This is a genomic window from Paraburkholderia sp. GAS32, from assembly GCF_050434225.1.
GTDB lineage: Bacteria > Pseudomonadota > Gammaproteobacteria > Burkholderiales > Burkholderiaceae > Paraburkholderia > Paraburkholderia madseniana.
In genome coordinates, this window is sequence record NZ_JBNPVS010000005.1 from 159,592 (window position 1) to 184,027 (window position 24,436).

The window sequence follows — 24,436 nt, forward strand, 5'->3', positions numbered from 1 at the left end:
GCGCATTCGGTCTAGAGATGCCGGTTCGCCTGGTTTTCGATCGGCTCCTTAACGGAAGCGCGTGGCCGAGTGAACGCACGGCCGCGCGCAATTAAAAAAGCCGCCGCCCCGGCGTACGGGACAAGCGGCTCGCCTTCGGTTATCGCGTTGCGCCTCATGACTTCGACGGAGCCGACAAAACGGCCGTCAAGTCTGGCGCAGCGACGAAAAGTGTGGGGTGGACAGGCACTCATTGGAACCCAATATAACGCGCCTCAAAGCGCTTGTACAGCCTCCAGAATGTCATCGACATGCCCTGGCACTTTCACGCCGCGCCACTCCTGGCGCAGCACGCCTTCGGCGTCGATCAGGAACGTGGAGCGTTCGATCCCACGCACTTCTTTGCCATACATTTTCTTCAATTTCATGACGCCGAAGAGCGCACACAAGGTTTCTTCCGGGTCCGAGATCAACGGAAACGGCAGTTCGAGCTTTGCCTTGAAATTGTCATGGGAGCGCAGGCTGTCGCGTGACACGCCGAGAATTTCCGCGCCGGCTTTCCTGAACTTCGGATACAGATCGCGGAATTGCAGACCTTCGGTCGTGCAGCCCGGCGTGTTGTCCTTCGGGTAGAAATACAGCACCACCTTCTTGCCCCGCAGCTTGGACAGCGTGATCTCGCCACCGGTAGCGGGGGCGGTAAAGTCGGGGATGGGTTGGTCGACTGCGATGGGCACGAGGTTCTCCGGTTGTTATGGCCGACGCCGCAGCACTTGCACTTGCAACTGCTGCGGCGTCGGCCTGGCATCGAGGCTTTCGGGGCGGGCGACTGGCGCGTGTGGTGGTTGCTCGCGCGGCGGCCTGGTCGTCAGTGCCGGCGAGAAATTGGCCAGTCAGGGCTGGACAATCAGCTCGCCGGAGCGGCCTGGAATTTCGCCCCACGTAACAGGGTACGATGGCAGCGTGCTGCGGTCTAGCGTGGCGTAGTAATCACCCATGGTCGCGAAGGTGTGGCCTTGCGCGCGCCAGCCTTCCAGCAGCTGTTCGAAAATCGGCGCGAGCTTTTGTCCTTCGAGCTCCGCGTGCAGCGTGAACACCTGATCGTGCGGATTGTTTGCGGTGTGCTTCAACATCCATGCGGCGACGTTGTGCTCATCGACCCCATCCACGCCGAGCACTTCGTCGAGCGTGGGCAGCGTGGTGGGCATCTGCACGTGCGACAGTTGCCGGCCGTCGACCACCGGCAGATACGGCGAGTGGCCGCGCCCGTCGGACGCGTAGTGCATGCCCCACGCGTCGATCTGCTCGAACGCATGTCCGTTCATCTGCCAGCCCGCCGCACCGTGCGTGACGGGCGGCGCGCCGAAGATCGCGACGAAGCGGTTGAAGCTCTTCTGCATCTGCTTCTCGGTCCACTCCTGATCTTGCGAACGCACGTTGTCCTGCCAGTACACGTGGTCCCAGGTGTGGATGCCGCATTCGAAACCGGCCTCGTGAATCGCGCGCATTTCCGCGGCGGTCTTCACGCCGATATCCGGGCCCGGCAGCAGCACGCCGTACATCAATTGCTTGATGCCGTAATGTTCGACCACCGAGGTGCGCGACACCTTCTTCAGAAAGCCCGGCCGCAACACGCGGCGCATCGCCCAACCGGTGTGGTCGGGCCCGAGGCTGAAGAGGAAAGTGGCGCGCGCCTTGAAGCGGTCGAAGATGCGCGCGAGATTCGGCACGCCTTCGCGGGTGCCGCGCAGCGTGTCGACGTCGATCTTCAGGACGATACGAGCCAAGGATCAGGCCTTATTGTTGTTCGACGAGGGCGCGAGCTTCGGCGACGTGGCCGCGATACGCTTCGAAGATCTTGCGCAGCGCTTCGTCGAAGGTCGACTTCGGCGCCCAGCCGAGTTCCTGCATCGTGTTGTCTATCTTCGGCACGCGGTTCTGCACGTCCTGGTAGCCCGCACCGTAGTACGCGCCCGAGGACGTTTCGACCAGTTGCACCTTCTTGGCCAGCTCGGCGTATTCCGGGAATTCGGCGGCCAGCGTCAGCATCTTGTGCGCGAGCTCGCGCACCGAGAAGTTGTTGGTCGGGTTGCCGATGTTGTAGATCTTGCCCGTGGCGACGCCGTCCTTGTTTTCGATGATCTTCATCAGCGCGCCGATGCCGTCGTCGATATCCGTGAACGCGCGCTTTTGTGCGCCGCCGTCCACCAGGCTGATGTTCTCGCCGCGCACAATGTGGCCGAGGAACTGCGTGACCACGCGCGAGCTGCCTTCCTTCGGCGTATAGATCGAGTCGAGGCCCGGGCCGATCCAGTTGAACGGACGGAACAGCGTGAAGTTCAGGCCTTCCATGCCGTAACCCCAGATCACGCGGTCCATCAACTGCTTGGAGCACGCGTAGATCCAGCGCGGCTTGTTGATCGGGCCATACGACAGTTGCGACTCTTCCGGATCGAACTGCTCGTCCGTGCACATGCCGTAGACCTCGGAGGTCGACGGGAACACGAGGTGCTTCCCGTACTTGACGGCCGAACGCACGATCGGCAGGTTCGCTTCGAAGTCGAGTTCGAACACGCGCAGCGGCTGCTTCACGTACGTGGCGGGCGTGGCGATCGCGACCAGCGGCAGGATCACATCGCACTTCTTGACGTGATACTCGACCCACTCCTTGTTGATCGTGATGTCGCCTTCGAAGAAGTGCATCCGCTCATGGTTGACCAGGTCACCCAGACGTTCGGTCTGCATGTCCATCCCGAAGACTTCCCAATCGGTCGTTTCGAGAATGCGTTTGGACAGGTGATGGCCGATAAAGCCGTTCACACCCAGAATCAGGACTTTTTTCATGAGTAACGGGGAGTTTCGAGGGGAGTTTGGATGAGCCGGGCGAATTCGGCCGCGGTGACAACGGTTTCGTTGCCGTCATGCTGGTGCCGCAATTCGTGGATGGCGATCGAGCGACCGTCGCCGCATATCGCAAAAACGGCATTATCGCTTACGTGCAGGCCCGGGGGCAAATCCGAGCGAAGCGCGCCGGGCGTAGCCAGACGCGCGCGGGCGACGATGAAGCGGTGGCCTGCGATATCGGTGAATGCGCCGGGATAGGGCGGCGCGACCGCGCGGATCAGGTTGTAGACCTGTTGCGCGGGTTGGTTCCAATCGATCCGGCCGTCTTCCGGCTTGCGCCCGCCGTAGTAGCTGCCGTGCGACAGATCGTTCGGCAGATGCGGCGCTTCGCCCGCCAGCAAGGCCGGCAGCACGCGCCACAGGGTCTGTTCCGCGGCCACCGTGACTTTGTCGAACACTTGCGCGGCGGTGTCGTCGGGCAGGATCGGCACCGGCGTTTGCGCGATGATCGCGCCCGCGTCGGGCTTGGCAGCCATTTCGTGCAGCGTCGCGCCGGTTTCGGTTTCGCCGTGGATCACCGCCCAGTTGGTCGGCACGCGGCCGCGGTACTTCGGCAGAAGCGAGCCGTGCATGTTGTAAGCGCCCCGTGCGGCGAGCGCCAGCAGGTCGACCGGCAACATGTGGCGGTAGTAGAACGAGAAAACGAAGTCCGGGCGCGCGGCGCTGACCGCGGCGCGCAGTTCCGGGCTCTTCGGATCGGCCGGCGTGACGACCGGAATGCCGTGCTCGGCCGCAACCGAGGCGACGCTGCCGAACCAGATGTTTTCGGTCGGACTGTCCTCATGCGTGACGACCAGTGCCACGTCGACGCCACGCGCGAGCAGCACCTGCAGGCAGCGCACGCCGACGTTGTGATACGCGAATACGACGGCGCGCGGCTTCATGGATTCGGGCCCTGATCGATCAGCGGCGCGGCCTGCACGGCCTGCACGACCGCCTGACGCGGCGCTTCGGTCACGGTGGTGCCGTCGCGCTGCTCGAGAATCGTCTGCACCAGATAACGCGGACGCGCGCGCACCTGCTGATAAATCCGGCCGATGTATTCACCCAGCAGGCCCAACGCGAAGATGATCACGCCGAGCAGGAAGAAGATGACAGCGAACAGCGTGAACACACCTTGCACTTCCGCGCCGATGATGAAGCGGCGAATCAGCAGCAGCACGAACAGTGCCGCGGATCCGAGCGACAGGATCACGCCGATGAACGACAGCCATTGCAGCGGCACCACCGAGAAGCCGGTGACGAGGTCGAAATTCAAACGGATCAGCGAATACAGCGAGTACTTCGATTCGCCGGCAAAACGCTCTTCGTGCGCGACTTCGATCTCGACCGGGTTCTGCGCGAAGGTGTACGCGAGCGCCGGAATGAAGGTGTTGATTTCACCGCAGCGATTGATCGTGTCGATGATGTGCCGGCTGTACGCGCGCAGCATGCAGCCCTGGTCGGTCATCTTGATGCGCGTAATGCGCTCGCGCAGACGGTTCATCGCGCGCGACGCCTTGCGGCGCCACAAGCTGTCCTGGCGTTGCAGACGGATCGTGCCGACGTAGTCGTAGCCTTCGCGCATCTTGTTGACCAGCTTGGCGATTTCCTCCGGCGGATTCTGCAGGTCGGCGTCGAGCGTGATCACGATCTCGCCGCGCGACTGCTCGAAGCCCGCCAGAATCGCCATATGCTGGCCGTAATTCCCGTTCAGCAGGATCACGCGGGTCGTGTCGGGCCGCGCGCGGAACTGCTCGGCGAGCAGGGCGGCGGATTTGTCGCGGCTGCCGTCGTTGATGAAGATCACTTCATAACCGGTGCCGAGCGCGTCGAGCGCCGGGTAGAGGCGCGCGAACAGCGCGGCCAGCCCGGCTTCCTCGTTGTACACCGGGATGATGATCGACACTTCCGGTGCGACGGCGCGATGTTCCGAATAAATCATTTCCGCTTATTTTCCGTATTGTTCGCAAATTTCATTGACCGCGCGGCAGACCCGCTCCACGTCGCCATCGTTCATCAGCGTGAACAGCGGCAACGTGACGGTGGTGGCGCCGTAGCGCTCCGCATGCGGGAACATGCCTTCCTTGAAGCCGCGCGCACGGTACAGCGAGAACAGGTGAATCGCCGGGTAGTGCACGCCCGAACCGATGCCGCGTTCCTTCAACTGGCCCATGAAGCCCGCACGGTCGATCGACAGTTTTTCGAGCGGCAGCGTGATCTGGAACATGTGCCAGTTGCTGTTTTCGAAGTCGGCAAACGGCAGGCCGATGCCCAGCTTGACCGCCGCGCCGCCTTCGAGCCCGGCGAAATAGGCGCGCACGAGCTTTTTGCGCTGTACGAGGAAACGCTCCAGATGCGGCAACTGACCGAGGCCGACGCGCGCGGCGACGTCCGTCAGGTTGTACTTGCCGCCCAGCACGTCGCAGTCCATGCCGTCGAAGCCGGTGCGAGTGATGCCTTGCAGGCGGTACTTCTGCGCAAGGATCGCTTCTTCCTCGTTGTTCAGCACCAGTGCGCCGCCTTCGATCGAGGTCAGATTCTTGTTCGCGTGGAAGCTGAACGAGACCATATCGCCGAGTTTGCCGATGCGTTCGCCTTTCCACGTCGAGCCGAACGCCTGCGCGGCGTCTTCGATCACGCGCAGCTTGTGGGCGCGGGCGATTTCATACAGCCGGTCCATGTCGACCGGCAGGCCCGACAGATACACCGGAATGATCGCCTTGGTGCGCGGCGTGATGGCCTTTTCCAGCAGATCGAGGTCGATGTTGCGGGTGACCGGATCGATGTCGACGAACACCGGCGTCGCGCCGACTTCGTAGACCACATTGCTGGTCGCGACCCACGAGGCGGGCGTGGTGATGACCTCGTCGCCTTCGCCCACACCGGCGATACGCAGCCCGATTTCAAGCGTCGCGGTGCCGGAATTGAACGTGCGCACCGGACGGCCGCCGCAGAACTCGGACAACGCCGCTTCGAACTTCTGGTTCTGCGGGCCGGTCGTGATCCAACCGGAGCGGAGCACGTCGGCGACGCCCTGAATCGTCTCTTCATCGATCTCAGGTTTGACAAACGGCAAAAACGGGACTGTTGACTGGCTCATGAATGCTTCGCTCGATTGAAAGGGGCGCAACCCGAAGGGCGCGAAGTAGATCACAAACTACGCGCAAACCCAAGGCCACGACTAAAAAAGGGCGCAACCGCCAAGCTTACCGCGGCCAAGCTTACGTTTTACTTATCCGGCGACGATGCCCGGTTTTCCGCATCTTTTTCCGCCGGCATTTTCGCGGCGCGCGCATCAGTGCCGCGCAATAAACGGTAATAAATCGTGCCCGGCGCCGTGCTGCCGGGGCCGTGCCCGCCTAGCTGCGCGCCAGGACGACCACGCCGATCAGGATGACGCCGATCCCCACCAGCTTCTGTACCGACATCACTTCGCCGAATAGATACCACGCCGCGAACGCGTTGACGACGTATCCGAGCGACAACATCGGATAGGCGATCGACACGTCCACCCGCGAGAGTCCGATCACCCATACGCCCACGCTGATCACATAACAGGCCAGCCCGCCGATGATCGGCGGTTGGGTCGCGAGGCGAAAGGCGATGGGCAGGATGTTCGCACGGGTGAATTCGAAGTGTCCAACGGCATTCGTTCCGGCTTTGAGCAGCAACTGCGCACCGGCGTTCAACGTGACGCCTGCGAGGATACAAAAGAGCGAAATCGGGTTCATCGAACGGTCAGTTCCTGAGATGGGGTCATTGTTGTGGTTTTTCCACTGGTGCGGGTGCGTCGGGCGCCGGTGCGTTCTGCGCCGCAGCGTCGGATGCGGGCACCGCCACGGGCTTCGTCACCACCACCCGGCGCGAGTCGCGCGCGATCACCTGCATCGGCAGCCCCTCTTTGAGCAGCCTGTCGTAAGTGGACGGCGGGATCAGCGCGAGCGCATAGCGATCGGCCTTCCAGCGCTCGATCCACGCGTCGACCGTCGGCACCCATTTCTGCGGTTCGACGGATATGCCGAACGCCAGTTCGTCCGGATGTTCGACCATGATCATCGTGTGGTCGACGTAGAACGGCATCGTATGGTCGAGCACGCCGACCGAGTAGAACGGCGTATCGGCCGGCAACTTCGCGATTTCGGCTTTGATCGCGGGCGCGAGCGGCGCGCCGGAACTCAGGCGACCGAACACGTCGTGACCCGTGCCGGCGATCGTGCCGAGCAGCAGCCACGCCGCGCCAAAGCTCGCGACGGCGCCAAGGGTGCCGACGCGGCTGCGGCGGTTCAGCCACAGCGCGAACAGCGTGACCACGAAGGCGACGCCGAGCGCCGCCAGCACCCAGGTGCGGTATTCGACGTACAGCTCGGTCGGGTTGCGCGCGTTGCCGAAGCGCCCCATGAACATCGCGGCAAACGCGGCCACGACGAGAAACAACGCATAGCCGGCCAGATGGCGGCGCAACTGGTCACGTGTGACGAGCGGCAGGTACATGCCGATAAGCAGGGCGATCGGCGGCGCGATCGGCAGCGTGTACGAAAGCAGCTTGGAGTGAGAAGCGCTGAAGAACAGAAAGATGAACGCGGTCCATACCAGCATCAGCGTGACCGGCGCGAAGCCGTTCGGCTGGCGCGGCAAGCGCCACGCATGGCGCACGCTCTGGAAGGTCACCGACAACCACGGCAGGAAGCCGACCAGCAGCACCGGCACGAAATAGTAGAACGGCCCGGGGCGGTTCTGTTCAGGCGTCAGATAGCGCTTGAACTGTTGAACGATGAAGAAGAAGTTCAGGAATTCCGGGTTGCGCTGCTGCACGAGTACGAACCACGGCGTGACGATCGCGAAGAACACGATCAGGCCGCCGATCAGATGCAGACGCTTCCATACGGCCCAGTCGCGTGCGACGAGGGTGTACAGCACCAGCACCGCACCCGGCAGGATCACGCCGACGAGGCCCTTGGACAGCACCGCCAGCGCCATCGCCCCCCAGCACACCCACATCCATGCCCGCACGTTGGCCGTCGGCAGGTTGGGGCGCTGCGCCAGCAGCAGCGCGCAGAGCGTCAGCTCCATCCAGAACGACAGGCCCATGTCGAGCGTGTTGAAGTGGCCCATCAGGTTCCAGTACGGCGACGTGGCCAGCGCGATCGCCGCGAACACGCCGGTCGCCGCATTGAACACGCGCGCCCCGGTGAAGCCGATCAACAGCACGCCGGCAAAGCCCGTCAGCGCGGTGTAGAGCCGCGCCTGCCATTCGCCGATGCCGAACCACGCGAACGTGAGCGCGTTGAGCCAGGTTTGCAGCGGTGGCTTCTCAAAATACTTGTAGCCGTTGTAGCGCGGCGTGATCCAGTCGCCGGTGACGAACATTTCGCGCGCCATTTCGGCGTAGCGGCCTTCGTCGCTCGGCAGCAGATGCCGCCAGCCGAGCGGCACGAACCAGATTACGGCGAGGGCCAGCACCAGCAGCAGGATCGTGGTGCGGTTGAGCGGTAGCCTCGTCGGCGTATCGTTCATGAATTTCAACCTTTTTGGCGACGCCGCGTGGGCAGCGAGGCAGTGTTATTTGAAAATGGCGATCGCCAGCATGGCGCCAATGGCGCGCAGTGTACGTTATCGGCCGTGGCGCGGCCAGGGCGCGCGGCCGGTCCGGCGATGCGCACGCGGCGGCTGCCATGCCCGACGGCCGGTGCCGGCACGTCAGGCAAACACCCGCTGCTCGGCGCCACTAGGCTTCGATCAGCAACGCGGCCGCGACCTTGCGGCCCTCGGCCATCAGAATGTTGTAGGTGCGGCAGGCGGCCTTGAAGTCCATCGTTTCGACGCCGATGCGTTTGGCGGTGAGCGCGGCGGTCAGGCGCGGATGGGGGAAGCGCAGCCTCTCACCGCTGCCGAATATGACCACTTCGGGCGCGGCGTCCACCAGCATGGCGAAGTGCTCGGCGCTCAGGTCTTCGAACGAGGAGACAGGCCAAGGGATGACGGGGGCTTCCGGCAGCAGGAGAATGCTGCCGACGTGGCGCACCAGATTGATTTCGACATAGCCGGCGCCGTAACCGGTGACGGTGTTGAGGGCGCCGCTGGAATCCTGATGTAATTTCAAATTCGTTTTCCGAAGTCGTCGTGAGACATCATGCGTGTTGGCGGCCTGACCTGGCAGAACGGAAGCAGGGCGGTTTGACGCGAGCGGGACACGCGAGTGGCACAGCGAGTGACACAGAAGCGGCCGAAAAGGCTTGCCGATGCGGTTGGTGCATTGCGGAAGTCGGCCAAAATCCGCTAAATTATAACTTTTTAGCCGCCTTGCGGCGCCCCTCGCTCAAGTGCCACCTCATGTGCTGTCATAAGCCGCCCTGAGGGCACGGGCGCGGCCCATCGGCTACCTGCCCTGGTTCTGCCCGCATTTCGTCTGCTTTTCTCGTCTCTGGCGGACGTGCCGCGTCATAATTCCCCGTATCGGCGGACTTGCCCGGGTCCCGGTTTTTCCGCCCCCGCTTGTTCGCCCAAGCCCATCAACAGGATGAAGTGCCCGCCGTGAAACCGATTCTCAAATCCAACAAGTTGTTGAATGTCTGCTACGACATTCGCGGGCCTGTCCTCGAACATGCGAAACGGCTCGAAGAAGAGGGCCACCGCATCATCAAGCTGAACATCGGCAATCTCGCGCCGTTCGGCTTCGACGCGCCGGATGAAATCATCCAGGACATGATCCTGAATCTGCCGGGCTCGTCCGGCTACTCGGATTCCAAGGGGGTGTTCGCCGCGCGCAAGGCGATCATGCATTACACGCAGCAAAAGGGTGTGCATGGCGTCGAACTGGACGACATCTACATCGGCAATGGCGCCTCCGAGCTGATCGTGATGGCGCTGCAGGGCCTGCTGAACGACGGCGATGAAGTGTTGCTGCCCGCGCCTGACTACCCGCTGTGGACCGCCGGCGTAAGCCTGTCGGGCGGCACGCCGGTGCATTACATCTGCGACGAATCGAATAGATGGATGCCCGATCTGGACGACATTCGCGCGAAAATCACGCCGAATACTCGTGCGCTCGTCGTCATCAATCCGAACAACCCCACCGGCGCGCTCTACTCGGACGAACTGCTGCTCGGCCTGATCGAGATCGCCCGCCAGCACGGCCTCGTGATCTTTGCCGACGAGGTCTACGACAAGATCGTCTATGACGGCAAGAAGCACACGTCGATGGCCGCGCTCTCCGAGGACGTGCTCACCGTCACGTTCAACAGCCTCTCGAAGAGCTACCGCTCGTGCGGCTACCGCGCCGGCTGGATGTTCATCTCGGGCCTGACCGGCGAGAACCGCCGCAATGGCAAAGACTACTTCGAAGGGCTCGGCATTCTGGCCTCGATGCGCCTGTGCCCGAACGTGCCCGGCCAGTACGCGATCCAGACCGCGCTCGGCGGCTATCAGAGCATCAACGACCTGATCGTGCCGAGCGGGCGCCTGTACAAACAGCGCGAACTCGCGTATGACATGCTGACGGCCATCCCCGGCGTGAGTTGCGTGAAGCCCGAGGCGGCGCTGTATATGTTCCCGCGCCTCGACCCGAAGATTTATCCGATCAAGGACGATCAGCAGTTCATCCTCGACCTTCTGCTGGAAGAGCGCGTGCTGCTGGTTCAAGGCACCGGTTTCAACTGGAAGACGCCGGATCACTTCCGCGTCGTGTTCCTGCCGAACGTGGACGACCTCGCGGATTCGATCAACCGGATCGCGCGCTTCCTCGACGGCTACCGCAAACGCCACACGGCTTGAGATGGACGGCGCGCCCGGCGCGCGCCGCTGCCAGCCCCAGTTTCCTTTTAATCCCTTACTCGAAAACACACGCTGCATGGAACCGATCAAAGTTGGACTGCTGGGCTTCGGCACGGTAGGCAGCGGCACCTTCACGGTACTGCGCCGCAATCAGGAAGAAATCAAACGCCGCGCGGGCCGCGGCATTGAGATTGCGCGCATTGCCGTGCGCAATCCCGCCAAGGCGACCGCGGCGCTCGGCAGTGAAGCCGGCACTGTGGCGCTGACCGATGACTTCAACGCGGTGGTCGACGATCCGTCGATCGATATCATCGCGGAAATGATCGGCGGCACGGGCGTGGCCCGCGACCTCGTCTTGCGCGCGATCAAGAACCGCAAGCATGTGGTGACGGCCAACAAGGCGCTGCTCGCCGTGCACGGCACGGAGATTTTCGAAGCGGCGCGCGCCAACGGCGTGATGGTGGCGTTCGAGGCGGCGGTGGCGGGTGGCATTCCGATCATCAAGGCGCTGCGCGAAGGGCTCACGGCCAATCGCATCCAGTACATCGCCGGCATCATCAACGGCACGACGAACTACATCCTCTCGGAGATGCGCGACCGCGGGCTCGATTTCGCGACCGCGCTGAAAGCCGCGCAGGAACTGGGTTACGCCGAAGCTGATCCGACCTTCGACATTGAAGGCGTGGACGCCGCTCACAAGGCGACGATCATGAGCGCGATCGCGTTCGGCGTGCCGGTGCAATTCGACAAGGCGTACGTCGAAGGCATCAGCAAACTGGCGGCAATCGACATCAAATACGCTGAAGAACTTGGCTACCGCATCAAGCTGCTTGGCATCTCGCGCCGTACGGACAAGGGCATCGAATTGCGCGTGCATCCCACGCTGATTCCGGAAAAACGCCTGCTGGCGAACGTGGAAGGCGCGATGAACGCGGTTGTCGTGCACGGCGACGCGGTTGGCTCCACGCTGTACTACGGCAAGGGCGCGGGTGCGGAGCCGACGGCATCCGCCGTGGTGGCCGATCTGGTCGATGTGACGCGTCTGCATACGGCGGACCCGGAGCATCGCGTGCCGCATCTGGCGTTCCAGCCGGACAGCCTGTCGAGCACACCTATCCTGCCGATCGACGAAGTGACGAGCGGCTACTACCTGCGCCTGCGCGTGGCCGATGTGACGGGCGTGCTGGCCGACATCACGCGCATCCTGGCGGATCGGGGCATCTCGATCGACGCGCTGCTGCAGAAGGAATCGGAGCAGGTCGACGCGAACGGCAAGGGCGAAACCGACATCATCCTGATTACGCACGAAACGGTTGAAAAGAACGTCAACGCCGCGATCAAGACGATCGAAGCGCTGAAGACCGTTGTCTCGCAAGTCACGAAGCTGCGCATGGAAGCGCTGAACTAGGCCGAATATGAACTACCTCTCTACGCGCGGCGCCGGAGCCGGCGAGCGCCATACGTTTTCCGACATTCTGCTGGGCGGTCTTGCGAAAGACGGCGGCCTGTACCTGCCGGCGGAATATCCGCGCGTCACGGCTGACGAACTGGCGCGCTGGCGCACGCTGCCGTACGCGGATCTCGCGTTCGAAATCCTGTCGAAATTCAGCGACGACATCCCCGCCGAAGACCTGCGCGCGCTGACGCGCAAGACTTATACGGCTAAGACGTATTGCCACGTGCGCGACGACGAAAGCGCCGCGCAGATCACACCGCTGAAGACGCTGGGCGTCGAGAACGGCGCGCCGCTGTCGCTGCTGGAACTGTCGAACGGTCCGACACTCGCGTTCAAGGACATGGCGATGCAGTTGATCGGCAACCTGTTCGAGTACGCGCTGGCCAGACACGGCGAGACGCTGAACATTCTGGGCGCAACGTCGGGCGACACCGGCAGCGCAGCGGAATACGCGATGCGCGGCAAAAAGGGCATCAGCGTGTTCATGCTCTCGCCGCACAAGAAGATGAGCGCGTTCCAGACCGCGCAGATGTACAGCCTGCAGGACCCGAATATTTTCAACATCGCGGTCGAGGGTGTGTTCGACGACGCCCAGGACATCGTGAAGGCGGTTTCGAACGACCACGCGTTCAAGGCGAAGTACAAGATCGGCACAGTCAACTCGATCAACTGGGCGCGCGTGGTGGCGCAAGTCGTGTACTACTTCAAGGGCTACTTTGCCGCGACGAAGTCGAACGACGAGCGCGTCTCGTTCACGGTGCCGTCGGGCAATTTCGGCAATGTGTGCGCGGGCCACATCGCGCGCATGATGGGTTTGCCGATCGAGAAGCTGGTGGTCGCGACGAACGAAAATGACGTGCTCGACGAATTCTTCCGCACCGGCATTTACCGCGTGCGCAAGGCGGCAGAGACATACCACACGAGCAGCCCGAGCATGGACATTTCGAAGGCTTCGAACTTCGAGCGTTTCGTGTTCGACCTGCTGGGCCGCGACCCGGCGCGCGTGCTTCAACTGTTCCGCGACGTCGAAGAGAAGGGCGGTTTCGACCTGGCGGCGAGCGGTGATTTTGCGCGCGTGAAGGAATTCGGTTTCGTGTCGGGCCGCAGCAGCCACGAGGACCGTGTGGATGCGATCCGCGACGTCTTCGAGCGTTACGACACGATGATCGACACGCACACGGCAGACGGCCTGAAGGTAGCGCGCGAGCATTTGCAAGCGGGCATTCCGATGATCGTGCTGGAGACGGCGCAACCGATCAAGTTCGGCGAAACGATCCGCGAAGCGCTGCTACGCGAACCGGAGCGCCCAGCCGCATTCTCGGGCCTGGAATCGCTGCCGCAGCGATTCGAAGTGCTACCGGCGGACGTACAGCGCGTAAAGGACTTCATCGTCGCGAACACGGGCGAGTAACACCGTGAGTATCGAGCGCGACAGCGTCGCGCTCGATACGACGGGCGACGGGTGAGATTGGTTTGAAGAAGTGCTCTTCGGCGCGCGCAGCGCCGCCGGAAGAATGACGCCCTTGTCACTGGCGCATGCAGGGGCACGAACACAGATTCCAGATGCACCACTACCCTGTGTAAACTACGGGCCCCGCTTAGCAGGAGTGGTTTGAGCCGCTTTCTTTTGCCTACTTTTCTTTGCGGCATGCAAAAAAAAGTAGGTGCCGCCCCGCACAGGGGCAACGCTAATAGACCACTAACAAAACAAGGAAAGGCACAAAAACCAGATCAAGGAACGGCCAGCGCCGAAGGCAAAAAAACCACCATAACACCCACCCACCACCGTCCACCAAGTTCGACCGCTACAATATTCTTTTAACCAGCGGCTTCGAGACCAGAAGATGTCCACCCCAACGCCCCGCGCCCCGATGCTCTCCACTGCCGAAGCGTTGGCGACCCTGCTCAGCGCAGCGAGCCCGATCACCGGCACGGAATCGATCCCCACGTTAGACGCGCTCAACCGCGTGCTATCAGCAGACGTTACGTCGCCGCTCGACGTCCCCCCCATGAACACCAGTTCAATGGACGGCTACGCGATCCGCGCAGAAGATCTGGCAACCGATGGCAACCGCCGCCTGCCGGTCTCGCAACGCATTCCAGCCGGCCACGCGCCCGAGCCGTTAAAACCCGGCACGGCAGCCCGCATCTTCACCGGCGCTACGGTGCCGCCGGGCGCCGACGCCATCGTGATGCAGGAGCAAACCGAGGCCGCCGGCAACGAGGTCACGATCCTCCACAACCCAGCACCCGGCGAATGGATCACCGCCCAAGGCGCCGACATCCGTAACGGTTCGACCATCCTTCCAGCGGGCACGCGCCTGACGCCGCAGGCATTGGGACTCGCCGCGTCGGTCGGCTGCGCCGAACTCCAGGTGCGCCGCCGAGTAAAAGTCGCCGTATTCTTCACCGGCGACGAATTGACCATGCCTGGCGAACCGCTGAAACCCGGCGCGATCTACAACTCGAACCGTTTCACGCTGCGCGGGCTGCTGGAAAAACTAGGCTGTGAAGTCACCGACTACGGCATCGTCCCCGATAAACTCGACGCGACCCGCGCGACGTTGCGCGAAGCCGCGCAAGCGCACGATCTGATCCTCACCTGCGGCGGCGTGTCGGTCGGCGAGGAGGATCACGTCAAGCCGGCAGTCGAGGCGGAGGGGCGCCTGTCGATGTGGCAGATCGCGATGAAACCCGGCAAGCCACTCGCCTTCGGCGCGGTGCGCCGTGCCGCGCAGCAGACCGATGCGGCTGCGTCAGCCGAAACCTTCTTCATCGGCCTGCCGGGCAATCCGGTTTCCAGCTTCGCGACCTTTTTGCTGTTCGTTCGCCCGTTCGTCCTGCTTCTGGCCGGCATGCAGACGGTGGCGCCGCGCGCGCTGTCGTTGCGCGCGGATTTCACGCAGAAGAAGGCCGACCGGCGCAACGAATTTCTGCGCGCGCGTATCAATGCGGCCGGCGGCCTCGATCTGTTTCCTAATCAGAGCTCGGCCGTGCTGACATCGACCGTGTGGGGTGACGGCCTGATCGACAATCCGCCGAACCACGCGATCAGCGCCGGTGAGACCGTGCGTTTCATCCCCTTTTCCGAATTGCTGAACTGAGGCCGGCAAAGCCGGCGGTTTCCCGATGAAGATTCAACTCCGATATTTTGCAAGCGTGCGCGAAGCGCTCGACACCGCCGACGAAACGGTCGATCTGCCGGACGGCATCTCGACCGTCGGCGACGTGCGCGCCTGGTTGCGCGTGCGCGGCGGCACCTGGGCTGACACCCTTGCCGAAGGCCGCGCGCTGCGCATGGCCTGCAATCACGTGATGACTGATGCCGGCGCACGCGTCACCGAAGGTTGCGAGGTCGCGTTCTTTCCACCCGTCACCGGCGGTTGAGACGCGTCGAATCGTCGCTAAAAAACCCGCCAGATCACGCTAAACCTCGCCAAGCCGCCTAGGAGCCAGAGATGCCCGTTCGCGTCCAGACGGAAGACTTCGACCTCACTGCCGAGGTCGCCGCGTTGCGCGCGCGCAATCCGAAGATCGGCGCGGTGGCCTGTTTTGTCGGCACCGTGCGCGACCTGAACGACGGCAGCACGGTCGAAACCATGGAGCTCGAACACTATCCGGGCATGACGGAGAAGTCGCTGGAAGCGATCGTCGTGAGCGCGCGCGAGCGTTGGCCGGGAATCGAGGTGCTGATCGTGCACCGGGTCGGCAAGCTGTATCCACTCGACCAGATCGTGCTGGTGGCGACCACCGCCGCGCATCGGGGCGATGCCTTCGCGTCGTGTGAGTTCGTGATGGACTACCTGAAGACCCAGGCGCCGTTCTGGAAGAAAGAGAAAACCGAAGAGGGCGAGCGCTGGGTGGATGCCCGCGTCGCCGATGACGCGGCGCTGGCCCGGTGGGGTATCGAGTCGGGTAACCAGGAAGAGGATTAGGAGGGCGCCGGTTTTAGGTCCCGAAGCTGACCGGGCGGCGCGCCCAGAACGCTTCAGCGCATCTTCAGTGCAAGTTCGGGTACCTGCGCGTCATGGCCTACGTGCGGCCCTGAGACACCGCTTGGGCACCTCCGTCAGTCAGTCTTCGCCTTGCCGATGATCCTCGTCGGGAACGGCTCACCCCGTCGCCGCGTCGAGGCTCCCGGCGCATGCGGTTCGTGCGGGTCATCGTCGCGCGGACGCTTCGGCGCGACGCGCTCCAGCAACGCCTGCTGCTCCGCCGGAATCTGGTAATCCCAGCCAAAGCGGCTCAACTGCAAACTCTGCGCGATACGCAGCGCCGGCTCCATGAAGCGCACCGCGGCAGCCGGCTGATAGCGCGACTCCACCGTATCCAGAAACAGATACAGCCAGCGGCTGAAATGCTGCGGCTCGACGCCCTCGAGCGGCTGATGCGCCTGCTGCACATTGCCGCGGTATTGCTTCGCGCCCAGCACAAGACTGCCCCAGAACGTGCACATCTTGGGCAAGTGGTCGTCCCAACGGCCCGCCAGCGTCGCCTCGAACACGGGGCCCAGCAGCGGATCGGCGCGCACGCGGTCGTAAAAGCCGTAGACGAGCTCGCGAATATTCGCCTCAGTAGGTTCGGCGGCGCGCTCGACAACCGGTGCGGCGGGAAAAGAGGGATTCATGCAAATTCCAGATAATGCCGTTATTCATTATGAATCGCCACATGGCGCCACAGACCGTCAGGAATGACCTCAAACTGTGTCCAAACAAAAGGAAGTAGGCCACGAATGCCCCGCTTTTCGTATGAATGGCCCGTGCGGGAAACGTTACCATTACTGCCGAAAGACAAACACCGACCGTCAGCGCAAAATAAGAAAACATGCGTAGCGCCAGCATCTTATGGCGAAGCGACGGCTCCCGGCAACCCTTGCATCGACGCGGTTATCCCCCGGATCGCGGCTTGCGCTCATCGTGGCACCTGCACTTATGAGACTGACCGACTATACGGATTACTCACTACGCGTCCTGCTGTACCTCACCGTCCGCGGTGAAGGGTTATCGACCATTCAGGACATCTCGGACGCGTACGGGATATCCAAGAACCATTTGATGAAGGTGGTGCAGCAACTCGGTGAACTCGGCTGGGTCGAGACGGTGCGCGGGCGTAACGGCGGGCTGCGGCTCGCTGAACAGACCAGTGCGCTGACCGTGGGTGAGATCGTGCGGGCCACGGAAAGCGACTTTGCGCTGGTCGGCTGCTTCCCGGACCAGCAAAACGAGCGCCGGGCCTGTGTCATTACATCGCACTGCGGACTGCGTGGCGTGCTCGAGGCGGCGCGCAACGCCTTCCTCGCCGAACTCGATCGTCACACCATCGGCGAGGTTGCAGAGCCGCACGGCCCGCTGGCTGCGCTGCTGGGTTTGAGCACCGTCATCCCGATCGTGCCGGTCGCTTCTGCTGGCGGCGCCACGCCGGCTTCCTGAAACCTGCGGGCAAGTTCTCGCGCGTCAAATGTTAAATAGTTGTTGCTGATTGCAAAAAAGCGCTTGAAACCTGCGTAAAACGCCTCAATTTGGTGGTAATTGAAATTGGAGGTCTCTTGATGAGAATCGACAAACTTACTACTAAATTCCAGGAAGCACTGGCCGACGCGCAGAGTCTGGCCGTTGGTCACGACAATCAATACATCGAACCGGTTCATGTCCTCTCGGCGCTCGTCGCCCAGCAGGACGGGTCGGCGCGTTCGCTGCTCTCGCGTGCCGGCGTGCATGTCCAGGCGCTGCAAACCGCGCTGAACGATGCCATCACGCGCCTGCCGCAGGTACAGGGCACCGACGGCAACGTGCAGATCGGCCGCGAACTGACCGGCTTGCTGAACCAGGCGGACAAGGAAGCACAAAAACTCAACGACACGTTCATCGCGAGCGAGATGTTCCTGCTCGCGGTTGCCGACGACAAAGGCGAGGCCGGGCGTCTGGCGCGCCAGCATGGCCTGTCGCGCAAGTCGCTGGAAAGCGCGATCGCGGCGGTGCGCGGCGGTTCGCAAGTGCATAGCCAGGACGCCGAAAGCCAGCGTGAAGCGCTGAAAAAGTACACCGTTGACCTGACCGAGCGTGCGCGGGCCGGCAAGCTCGACCCCGTGATCGGCCGCGACGACGAAATTCGCCGTTCGATCCAGATCCTGCAACGCCGCACCAAGAACAATCCGGTGCTGATCGGCGAGCCGGGCGTGGGCAAGACCGCGATCGTCGAAGGCCTCGCGCAGCGTATCGTCAACGGCGAAGTGCCGGAAACGCTCAAGGGCAAGCGCGTGCTGTCATTGGACATGGCGGCGTTGCTGGCCGGCGCGAAGTACCGCGGCGAGTTCGAAGAACGCCTGAAGGCCGTACTGAGCGACATCGCGAAAGACGAAGGCCAGACCATCGTCTTCATCGACGAAATTCACACGATGGTCGGTGCGGGCAAGGCCGAAGGCGCAATGGACGCCGGCAACATGCTCAAGCCGGCGCTTTCGCGCGGCGAACTGCATTGCGTCGGCGCCACCACGCTCGATGAATATCGCAAGTACATCGAAAAAGACGCCGCGCTCGAGCGCCGCTTCCAGAAGGTGCTGGTCGACGAACCGTCGGTCGAAGCGACCATCGCGATCCTGCGCGGTTTGCAGGAAAAGTACGAGCTGCATCACGGCGTCGACATTACCGACCCGGCGATCGTCGCGGCAGCCGAACTGTCGCATCGCTACATCACGGATCGTTTTTTGCCGGACAAGGCCATCGACCTGATCGACGAAGCCGCTTCGAAGATCAAGATGGAAATCGACTCGAAGCCGGAAGAGATGGATCGGCTCGACCGTCGTTTGATCCAGTTGAAGATCGAGCGCGAAGCCGTCAAGAAGGAAAAGGACGAAGCGTCGCAAAAGCGTCTGCAACTGATCGAAGAAGAAATCGAGCGGCTGGATCGCGAATATTCGGACCTCGAAGAAATCTGGACCGCGGAAAAAGCGGCGGTGCAGGGCAGCGCGCAGTTGAAGGAAGACATCGAAAAAACGCGTGCGGAAATCGTTCGCTTGCAGCGTGAAGGCAAGCTGGAGAAGGTCGCCGAGTTGCAGTACGGCAAGCTGCCGGGTCTTGAAGCGCAGTTGAAGGAAGTGACCCAGGCCGAAGCGAAGGAGCAGAACAACCCGACGCGTCCGCGTCTGTTGCGCACTCAGGTCGGTGCGGAAGAAATCGCTGAAGTCGTCTCGCGTTCCACCGGCATTCCGGTTTCGCGCATGATGCAGGGCGAGCGCGAAAAGCTGCTGCAGATCGAAGAGAAACTGCACGACCGCGTGGTCGGTCAGGACGAAGCGATCACCGCGGTGGCGGATGCGATTCGCCGTTCACGCGCGGGTCTCGCGGATCCGAACCGGCCGTATGGCTCGTTCCTGTTCCTTGGGCCGACCGGCGTGGGCAAGACCGAGCTGTGCAAAGCGCTGGCGTCGTTCCTGTTCGATTCGGAAGATCATCTGATCCGCATCGACATGAGCGAGTTCATGGAGAAGCATAGCGTCGCGCGTTTGATCGGCGCGCCGCCGGGCTACGTCGGCTACGAGGAAGGCGGTTACCTGACCGAAGCCGTGCGCCGCAAGCCGTACAGCGTGATCCTGCTCGACGAAATCGAGAAGGCGCATCCGGACGTGTTCAATGTCCTGCTGCAAGTGCTCGACGACGGCCGCATGACCGACGGCCAGGGCCGTACCGTGGACTTCAAGAACACGGTGATCGTGATGACGTCGAACCTCGGTTCGCAGGTGATCCAGGCGATGGTCGGCGAGCCGCAGGAAGCGGTGAAGGACGCGGTCTGGGAAGAAGTGAAGCTGCACTTCCGGCCCGAGTTCCTGAACCGGATCGACGACGTCGTGGTGTTCCATGCGCTCGACCGTTCGAACATCCAGTCGATCGCGCGGATTCAGTTGCAGCGTCTGCATGAACGGCTTGCCAAGCTCGACATGCAACTGGTGGTGTCGGACGCGGCGCTCGAGCACGTCGGCAAGGTCGGCTACGATCCGCTGTTCGGGGCGCGGCCGCTGAAGCGCGCAATCCAGCAGGAGATCGAGAACCCGGTCGCCAAGCTGATACTCGCCGGCAAGTTCGGTCCGAAGGATGTGATTCCGGTCGAAGTGGAAGACGGCAAGCTGGTGTTCGACCGCGTCGTGCATTAAGTGGTGTTCTAGTCACCCCTGCGGCGCGTATCGCAGCTCCGACAGGGCGGACGTGGTGAACTGCCCCTGACGGACGAATGAAAAAAGGGCAACGAATCAAGATTCGTTGCCCTTTTTATTTGCCGCGGTGCGCCCGGATCAGCGCGGCGGCGGCCGATACGTTCGGCGTTACGCGTTGCCCTTCCCGAACAGCGACGACAGACTGCCGAGCGCGCCGAGCACGCTGCTCGCGTTCACCTGGCCCTCGGCGGGCACTTCACCATTGGGCGTCGCCGCGTTGACGACGTGCGGCAGAATCTGCGACAGCAGACCGGTGACCTGATCCGGTTGCACGCCGGCCTTCGCCGCGAGGTTGGTGACGACGTCCGACCCAAGCACGCTGTGCAGGGCGTCGGGCGAGATCGCCTGGTTCTCGCCGTTACCGACCCACGACGACACGACGTCGCCGAGGCCCTTTTCCTTGAAGCTGCTGATCAGGCCGTTCAGGCCGCCCGGCTGGTTGTTGACGAATTCCAGCGCGGCTGAAACGAGGGCTTGCTGGCCACCGCCTTCAGGCGATTTGCCAACCAGGGAACCGATAGTGTCGAGTAGGCTCATGACGGTCTCTCTTGAATGCCGACCCGTGTTTGACGAGTCAGCGGGTGAAAACGCCGCGCGGTCGCGCGGCGCCGGTGGAAGGAAGGTAGACGGAAGCGGGGCCGCGCTTATGTGTGCATCACGCGCGCATCGCGCGTGACCGGCGAGGCCGCCATGCGGCCGGTACTCAACTCGATTTACGCCCCGCCAGAGGCTGCCGCAGCCGATGCAGCCTTGCTCTTCTTCGCCTTCTTCTTCGAAGCCTTGGTGCCGGATGCGTCGGCCGGCGCGCTGGCAGCGGCCGCTGTGGCCGGCGCGGAAGCAGCCGCCGCGTCGGACGCCGCGGCCTTGCTCTTCTTCTTCGACTTCGACGCTTTGGTGCCGGATGCCTCGGTAGGCGCAGCCGGTGCCGCTGGTGTTGTTGTCGCGGCCGCGGTAGTCGCCGCAGGAGCGGCCGCAGGCGCCGCCTTGGTGCTGGCGGTGCTACTGGATTTCGAGGCAGCCTTGGCGCCCGTAGGCGGCGTGGACGAGCCGTTGATCGTCAGACCGGCTGCTTCGAGATTGGTCACCGATTTGGTGCCGATGCCTTTGACGCGGGTGGCGAGATCATCGGCATCCTTAAACGGGCCGTTCTTGCTGCGTTCGTCGATGATCGCTTTCGCATGCACCGGCCCGATACCCTTGACCGATTCGAGCGCCGCCTGATCGGCGGAATTTACTTCGACGGCTGCCGCAAATCCGGCCGACAGCGACAAAGCCAAAGCAACGCAAAGCATCAAAAGCTTCTTCAGCATGGCAAGCACTCCATTGAGGGCAAAAAAAGTTAGCCGCAAAGGGAAAACTCGGGACGACGCACCTTGTCAGCAGGCGCTGCGCTTAAGCATAGAACAAATTGCGCGCCCTTATTTGCGAACGCCGACGATTTATACCGATCGATTCATGACAAGTAAATCAGGCTGGACAATATTTGAAGCTTTTGCCTGGTGATTAAGCAGTTATGAGTTTATCGATCCACCGTAAATAATGACAAGGCGGATAAATGACAGCGCCTTCCACTTGACTTAGAGTGCACTCGAAGTCCTAACCTGAGTTCCGTCATGTCGAAAATGTCAAAAGCACTCACCATCGGCGAGGTCGCCGGAACGATCGGCGTCTCCACCCATACGCTGCGTTATTACGAGCAGGCCGGCCTGATTCGGGCGGTCGGGCGCACGCAGGCGGGGCATCGCCTGTATTCGCCGGCCGATCTCGACTGGCTGCAGATCGTGATGCGCCTGAAGGCGACCGGTATGCCGATCGCTGGGATGCAGGCGTTCGCGGCACTGCGGACAGAAGGTCAGTCTACGGTGGGTGAGCGCCGCGACTTGCTGGTGGCGCATCGGGATGCCGTTTTGGCGCGGATCGCCGAGTTGCAAAGCAATCTCGGCGCGATCATCGACAAAATCGCTTACTACGAAGCATCTGCGCAGCAAACCGTTGAGCGGACGCCCGCCGCGAGCAATCCGACACGACAGATCGACGAAACCCAATCACTTTCGCATTCGGACAAGGACTCACCATGGAACACGCACAAAACGATCGCTACACCCGAGGCTGGGACAAACTGAAGGAAATCGACGGCTCGACCGGCGAGCAGGTGATCGCCGCGCTTGCGCCGATCGCGCCGGATTTCGGACGCCTGGTGATCGAATTCGGCTTCGGCGATATCTACAGCCGGCCGCAACTCGACCTGCGCGCCCGCGAGATCGCGACGATTGCATCGCTGGCGACGCTCGGTTGTGCGCAACCGCAGTTGAAGGTGCATATCGAGGCAGCGTTGAACGTCGGCTGCACGCGCGAGGAGATCGTCGAGGTGTTCATGCAGATGGCGCTCTATGCGGGCTTCCCGGCGGCGCTGAACGCGCTGTTCGCGGCGCGGGAGATTTTCGAGCGGCGCGATCTGGCGTTGGAGGAGCGGCAGGCACCGAAAGAGGCGCAGGCGGCTTGAGACAAGAGAGAAGGGCGGGCGGCTGCCGGGTGCGGCCGTTTTTTACAGCGTCCAACATGCAACTAACGGTCCGCTATCGCATGCCACTTCGACGTCGCGCTGCGGATATGGCCGGAAAACCCAGCTAGCATGGGTGGGGCTTTTCCGGCGGTCTTGCAAGCCAACTCCCACGATCCGGTCGAATGCTCCCGGCAAGCCCGGCAAGCCCGGCAAGCCCGGCAAGGGCAGCAAGCCGATTGAGCCCAACAAGCCTCCTCAAGCCGCCGAATCCACCCTGACCACCGCCTCGGCACCCAAATACCGCTTGCTCACACCACGCCAGTACAACAGCAAACCGATGCCGGCAATCGCCAGGCTCGCCGTATTGGCGACCCAGAAGCCGCGCGCGCCGGTCAGCCATTCCGGCGTAAAACCCGTGACATTAAATCCGAGCAGATACCCGCCGCCGAGCCCCACGCCCCACAGCGCAACCGCATAGATAACGGTCGGTACGACCGCCACCTTGTACGCACGCAGCACGAACGCGGTGGTGATCTGCAACGCATCGAACAGGTGATAGCACACGACGATCAGCACCAGCGGCATCGCCGCCGCCGCGACCTGCGCGTTCGGCGTATAGCCTTCGATCACGTACGGCCGCAGCACCAGCACGATCACGCCGTAACAGCAGGCAATCGCCACAGCCATCATGATGCCGTGCCGCGACAGCGTGCGCGCCGCTTCCGGGCGATGCGCACCTAATGCCTGGGCGACCAGCGTCGACGAGGCAATCCCGATCGCCAGCGGCGTCATATAGAGCACCGCACCGATGTTGCCGGCGATCTGGTGGCCGGCGAGCGTCGTCGTGCCGAAGCGCGCAATGAAGAGCGCCATGAACGTGTAGGAGGTGACTTCGATCAGGTACGACAGACCCATCGGAATGCCGAGGCGCAGTTGCGCCGCCTGCCGGCGCCAGACGGGCCAGCAGAAGTGGGCAAAGATCGCGAACGGCTTGAACACGTCGACGCGCGTTAACAGCAGCATCCCCACTACGGCCAGCCCCCAGTTGATCGTGGTGCTGGCAAGCGCGCAACCCGGTCCGCCGAGCGCCGGCACACCGAGTCCGCCAAAGATGAACCATGTGTTGAGCGGAACCTTGAGCAGCAGTGCGCCGATCTGCAGGATCATCACGAGCCGCGGTTTGCCGACGGCATTGGTGATCGAGCTATAGACGCGAAAGGCAAGGCCGGCCGGCAAGCCAAACGCCAGAATCTGCAGGTAGGCGACCGTGCGCTCATGCAGCGTCTCGGGCACGCGCGCGAGCTGCAGCACGCGCCCCGGAAAATAGAGAATCAGAAAGCCGATCACGGTCAATGCGAGCGCGAGCCACAAGGCCTGGCGCACTTCCTCGCCGATCTCCGTGTAGCGGCGCGCGCCATACAGTTGCGCGGTGATCGGTTGCAGCGCGGTGAGGATGCCGGTCAGACCGATGTAGACGGAAATGTAGATCGACGAGCCGAGGCCGAGCGCGGCGAGATCGACGGCCGAATAGCGGCCGACCATCGCCGTGTCGATCACGCCGAACGCGATGATCGCCAGTTGGCCGATCAGCACGGGCCATGCGAGTCCAGCGATTTTCCGTACGTCGGCGAACATG

General features: G+C 62.7%; 23 protein-coding genes. 10 read left to right on the forward strand and 13 right to left on the reverse strand.

Features of this window, described 5'->3' with window-relative positions:
* Positions 1-254: 254 nt before the first annotated feature.
* The 9 genes from P3T25_RS08295 to P3T25_RS08335 form a co-directional block, all read right to left on the reverse strand.
* Positions 255-716 (reverse strand): peroxiredoxin, encoded by a 462-nt coding sequence (locus P3T25_RS08295; RefSeq protein WP_168435879.1) that lies wholly within the window; start codon positions 714-716, stop codon positions 255-257.
* A gap of 156 nt (positions 717-872) precedes the next feature.
* A complete protein-coding gene (locus tag P3T25_RS08300) occupies positions 873-1,766 on the reverse strand; it encodes a polysaccharide deacetylase family protein (RefSeq protein WP_266238918.1) in 894 nt (297 codons plus the stop codon).
* A 10-nt stretch (positions 1,767-1,776) separates the two neighbouring features.
* Positions 1,777-2,823, reverse strand: a complete 1,047-nt coding sequence (locus P3T25_RS08305; protein ID WP_429357867.1) for a bifunctional UDP-4-keto-pentose/UDP-xylose synthase — start codon at positions 2,821-2,823, stop codon at positions 1,777-1,779.
* Positions 2,820-3,767 (reverse strand): formyltransferase, encoded by a 948-nt coding sequence (locus tag P3T25_RS08310; RefSeq protein WP_429357868.1) that lies wholly within the window; start codon positions 3,765-3,767, stop codon positions 2,820-2,822. Before P3T25_RS08310 ends, P3T25_RS08305 begins: the two co-directional genes overlap by 4 nt.
* Positions 3,764-4,807, reverse strand: a complete 1,044-nt coding sequence (locus P3T25_RS08315; protein WP_154564794.1) for a glycosyltransferase — start codon at positions 4,805-4,807, stop codon at positions 3,764-3,766. The genes P3T25_RS08310 and P3T25_RS08315 overlap by 4 nt, the downstream gene beginning before the upstream one ends.
* A 6-nt stretch (positions 4,808-4,813) precedes the next feature.
* Positions 4,814-5,965, reverse strand: a complete 1,152-nt coding sequence (locus P3T25_RS08320) for a DegT/DnrJ/EryC1/StrS family aminotransferase (protein ID WP_429357869.1) — start codon at positions 5,963-5,965, stop codon at positions 4,814-4,816.
* 259 nt (positions 5,966-6,224) lie between these two features.
* A complete protein-coding gene (locus P3T25_RS08325; protein ID WP_054034531.1) occupies positions 6,225-6,596 on the reverse strand; it encodes an SMR family transporter in 372 nt (123 codons plus the stop codon).
* 25 nt (positions 6,597-6,621) lie between these two features.
* Positions 6,622-8,379, reverse strand: coding sequence for a glycosyltransferase family 39 protein (locus tag P3T25_RS08330; RefSeq protein ID WP_171928705.1), 1,758 nt, complete (start codon positions 8,377-8,379; stop codon positions 6,622-6,624).
* A 211-nt stretch (positions 8,380-8,590) separates the two neighbouring features.
* Entirely contained in the window at positions 8,591-8,965 is a 375-nt protein-coding gene (locus tag P3T25_RS08335; RefSeq protein WP_154564788.1) for an Mth938-like domain-containing protein, read from the reverse strand.
* A gap of 422 nt (positions 8,966-9,387) precedes the next feature.
* Between P3T25_RS08335 and P3T25_RS08340 the strand changes: the two genes are divergently transcribed.
* The 6 genes from P3T25_RS08340 (at position 9,388) to moaE (ending at position 16,026) form a co-directional block, all read left to right on the forward strand.
* The gene (locus P3T25_RS08340) at positions 9,388-10,635 is read left to right on the forward strand and encodes a pyridoxal phosphate-dependent aminotransferase (RefSeq protein ID WP_168435878.1); all 1,248 of its coding nucleotides are present in this window, start codon (positions 9,388-9,390) and stop codon (positions 10,633-10,635) included.
* A 76-nt stretch (positions 10,636-10,711) separates the two neighbouring features.
* Positions 10,712-12,043, forward strand: coding sequence for a homoserine dehydrogenase (locus P3T25_RS08345; RefSeq protein ID WP_074284306.1), 1,332 nt, complete (start codon positions 10,712-10,714; stop codon positions 12,041-12,043).
* A gap of 7 nt (positions 12,044-12,050) precedes the next feature.
* Positions 12,051-13,502 (forward strand): threonine synthase, encoded by a 1,452-nt coding sequence (gene thrC / locus P3T25_RS08350; RefSeq protein WP_154564784.1) that lies wholly within the window; start codon positions 12,051-12,053, stop codon positions 13,500-13,502.
* Positions 13,503-13,962: 460 nt separating this feature from the next.
* Complete coding sequence (locus tag P3T25_RS08355) at positions 13,963-15,195, forward strand: molybdopterin molybdotransferase MoeA (protein ID WP_154564844.1); 1,233 nt, start codon at positions 13,963-13,965, stop codon at positions 15,193-15,195.
* A gap of 25 nt (positions 15,196-15,220) precedes the next feature.
* A complete protein-coding gene (gene moaD / locus P3T25_RS08360) occupies positions 15,221-15,478 on the forward strand; it encodes a molybdopterin converting factor subunit 1 (RefSeq protein WP_154564782.1) in 258 nt (85 codons plus the stop codon).
* A gap of 71 nt (positions 15,479-15,549) precedes the next feature.
* Positions 15,550-16,026, forward strand: a complete 477-nt coding sequence (gene moaE, locus P3T25_RS08365) for a molybdopterin synthase catalytic subunit MoaE (protein ID WP_054039446.1) — start codon at positions 15,550-15,552, stop codon at positions 16,024-16,026.
* Between the two features lie 134 nt (positions 16,027-16,160).
* Here the strand turns inward: moaE and P3T25_RS08370 are convergent, their stop codons facing one another.
* Complete coding sequence (locus P3T25_RS08370; RefSeq protein ID WP_154564780.1) at positions 16,161-16,718, reverse strand: group III truncated hemoglobin; 558 nt, start codon at positions 16,716-16,718, stop codon at positions 16,161-16,163.
* Between the two features lie 304 nt (positions 16,719-17,022).
* Between P3T25_RS08370 and P3T25_RS08375 the strand changes: the two genes are divergently transcribed.
* Positions 17,023-17,520, forward strand: a complete 498-nt coding sequence (locus tag P3T25_RS08375; RefSeq protein ID WP_154564778.1) for an RrF2 family transcriptional regulator — start codon at positions 17,023-17,025, stop codon at positions 17,518-17,520.
* A gap of 119 nt (positions 17,521-17,639) precedes the next feature.
* The gene (gene clpB, locus P3T25_RS08380) at positions 17,640-20,237 is read left to right on the forward strand and encodes an ATP-dependent chaperone ClpB (RefSeq protein WP_093632636.1); all 2,598 of its coding nucleotides are present in this window, start codon (positions 17,640-17,642) and stop codon (positions 20,235-20,237) included.
* 168 nt (positions 20,238-20,405) lie between these two features.
* On the opposite strand, the gene P3T25_RS08385 is transcribed toward clpB, so the two are convergent.
* Complete coding sequence (locus tag P3T25_RS08385; RefSeq protein WP_429357939.1) at positions 20,406-21,089, reverse strand: YidB family protein; 684 nt, start codon at positions 21,087-21,089, stop codon at positions 20,406-20,408.
* Positions 21,011-21,607: a ComEA family DNA-binding protein gene (locus tag P3T25_RS08390; RefSeq protein WP_154564774.1), complete on the reverse strand. Its 597-nt coding sequence runs from the start codon at positions 21,605-21,607 to the stop codon at positions 21,011-21,013. The genes P3T25_RS08385 and P3T25_RS08390 overlap by 79 nt, the downstream gene beginning before the upstream one ends.
* Before the next feature lie 303 nt (positions 21,608-21,910).
* On the opposite strand from P3T25_RS08390, the gene P3T25_RS08395 reads away from it, so the two are divergent.
* Together P3T25_RS08395 and P3T25_RS08400 are read left to right on the forward strand one after the other, a co-directional pair.
* Positions 21,911-22,420, forward strand: coding sequence for a MerR family transcriptional regulator (locus P3T25_RS08395; protein ID WP_154564772.1), 510 nt, complete (start codon positions 21,911-21,913; stop codon positions 22,418-22,420).
* Entirely contained in the window at positions 22,372-22,800 is a 429-nt protein-coding gene (locus P3T25_RS08400) for a carboxymuconolactone decarboxylase family protein (RefSeq protein WP_154564770.1), read from the forward strand. The genes P3T25_RS08395 and P3T25_RS08400 overlap by 49 nt, the downstream gene beginning before the upstream one ends.
* A 255-nt stretch (positions 22,801-23,055) precedes the next feature.
* Here P3T25_RS08400 and P3T25_RS08405 read toward each other — a convergent pair whose 3' ends face one another.
* On the reverse strand, positions 23,056-24,435 hold the full coding sequence (locus P3T25_RS08405; protein WP_171929180.1) for an MATE family efflux transporter: 1,380 nt from the start codon (positions 24,433-24,435) through the stop codon (positions 23,056-23,058).
* Between the last annotated feature and the right edge of the window lies 1 nt (position 24,436).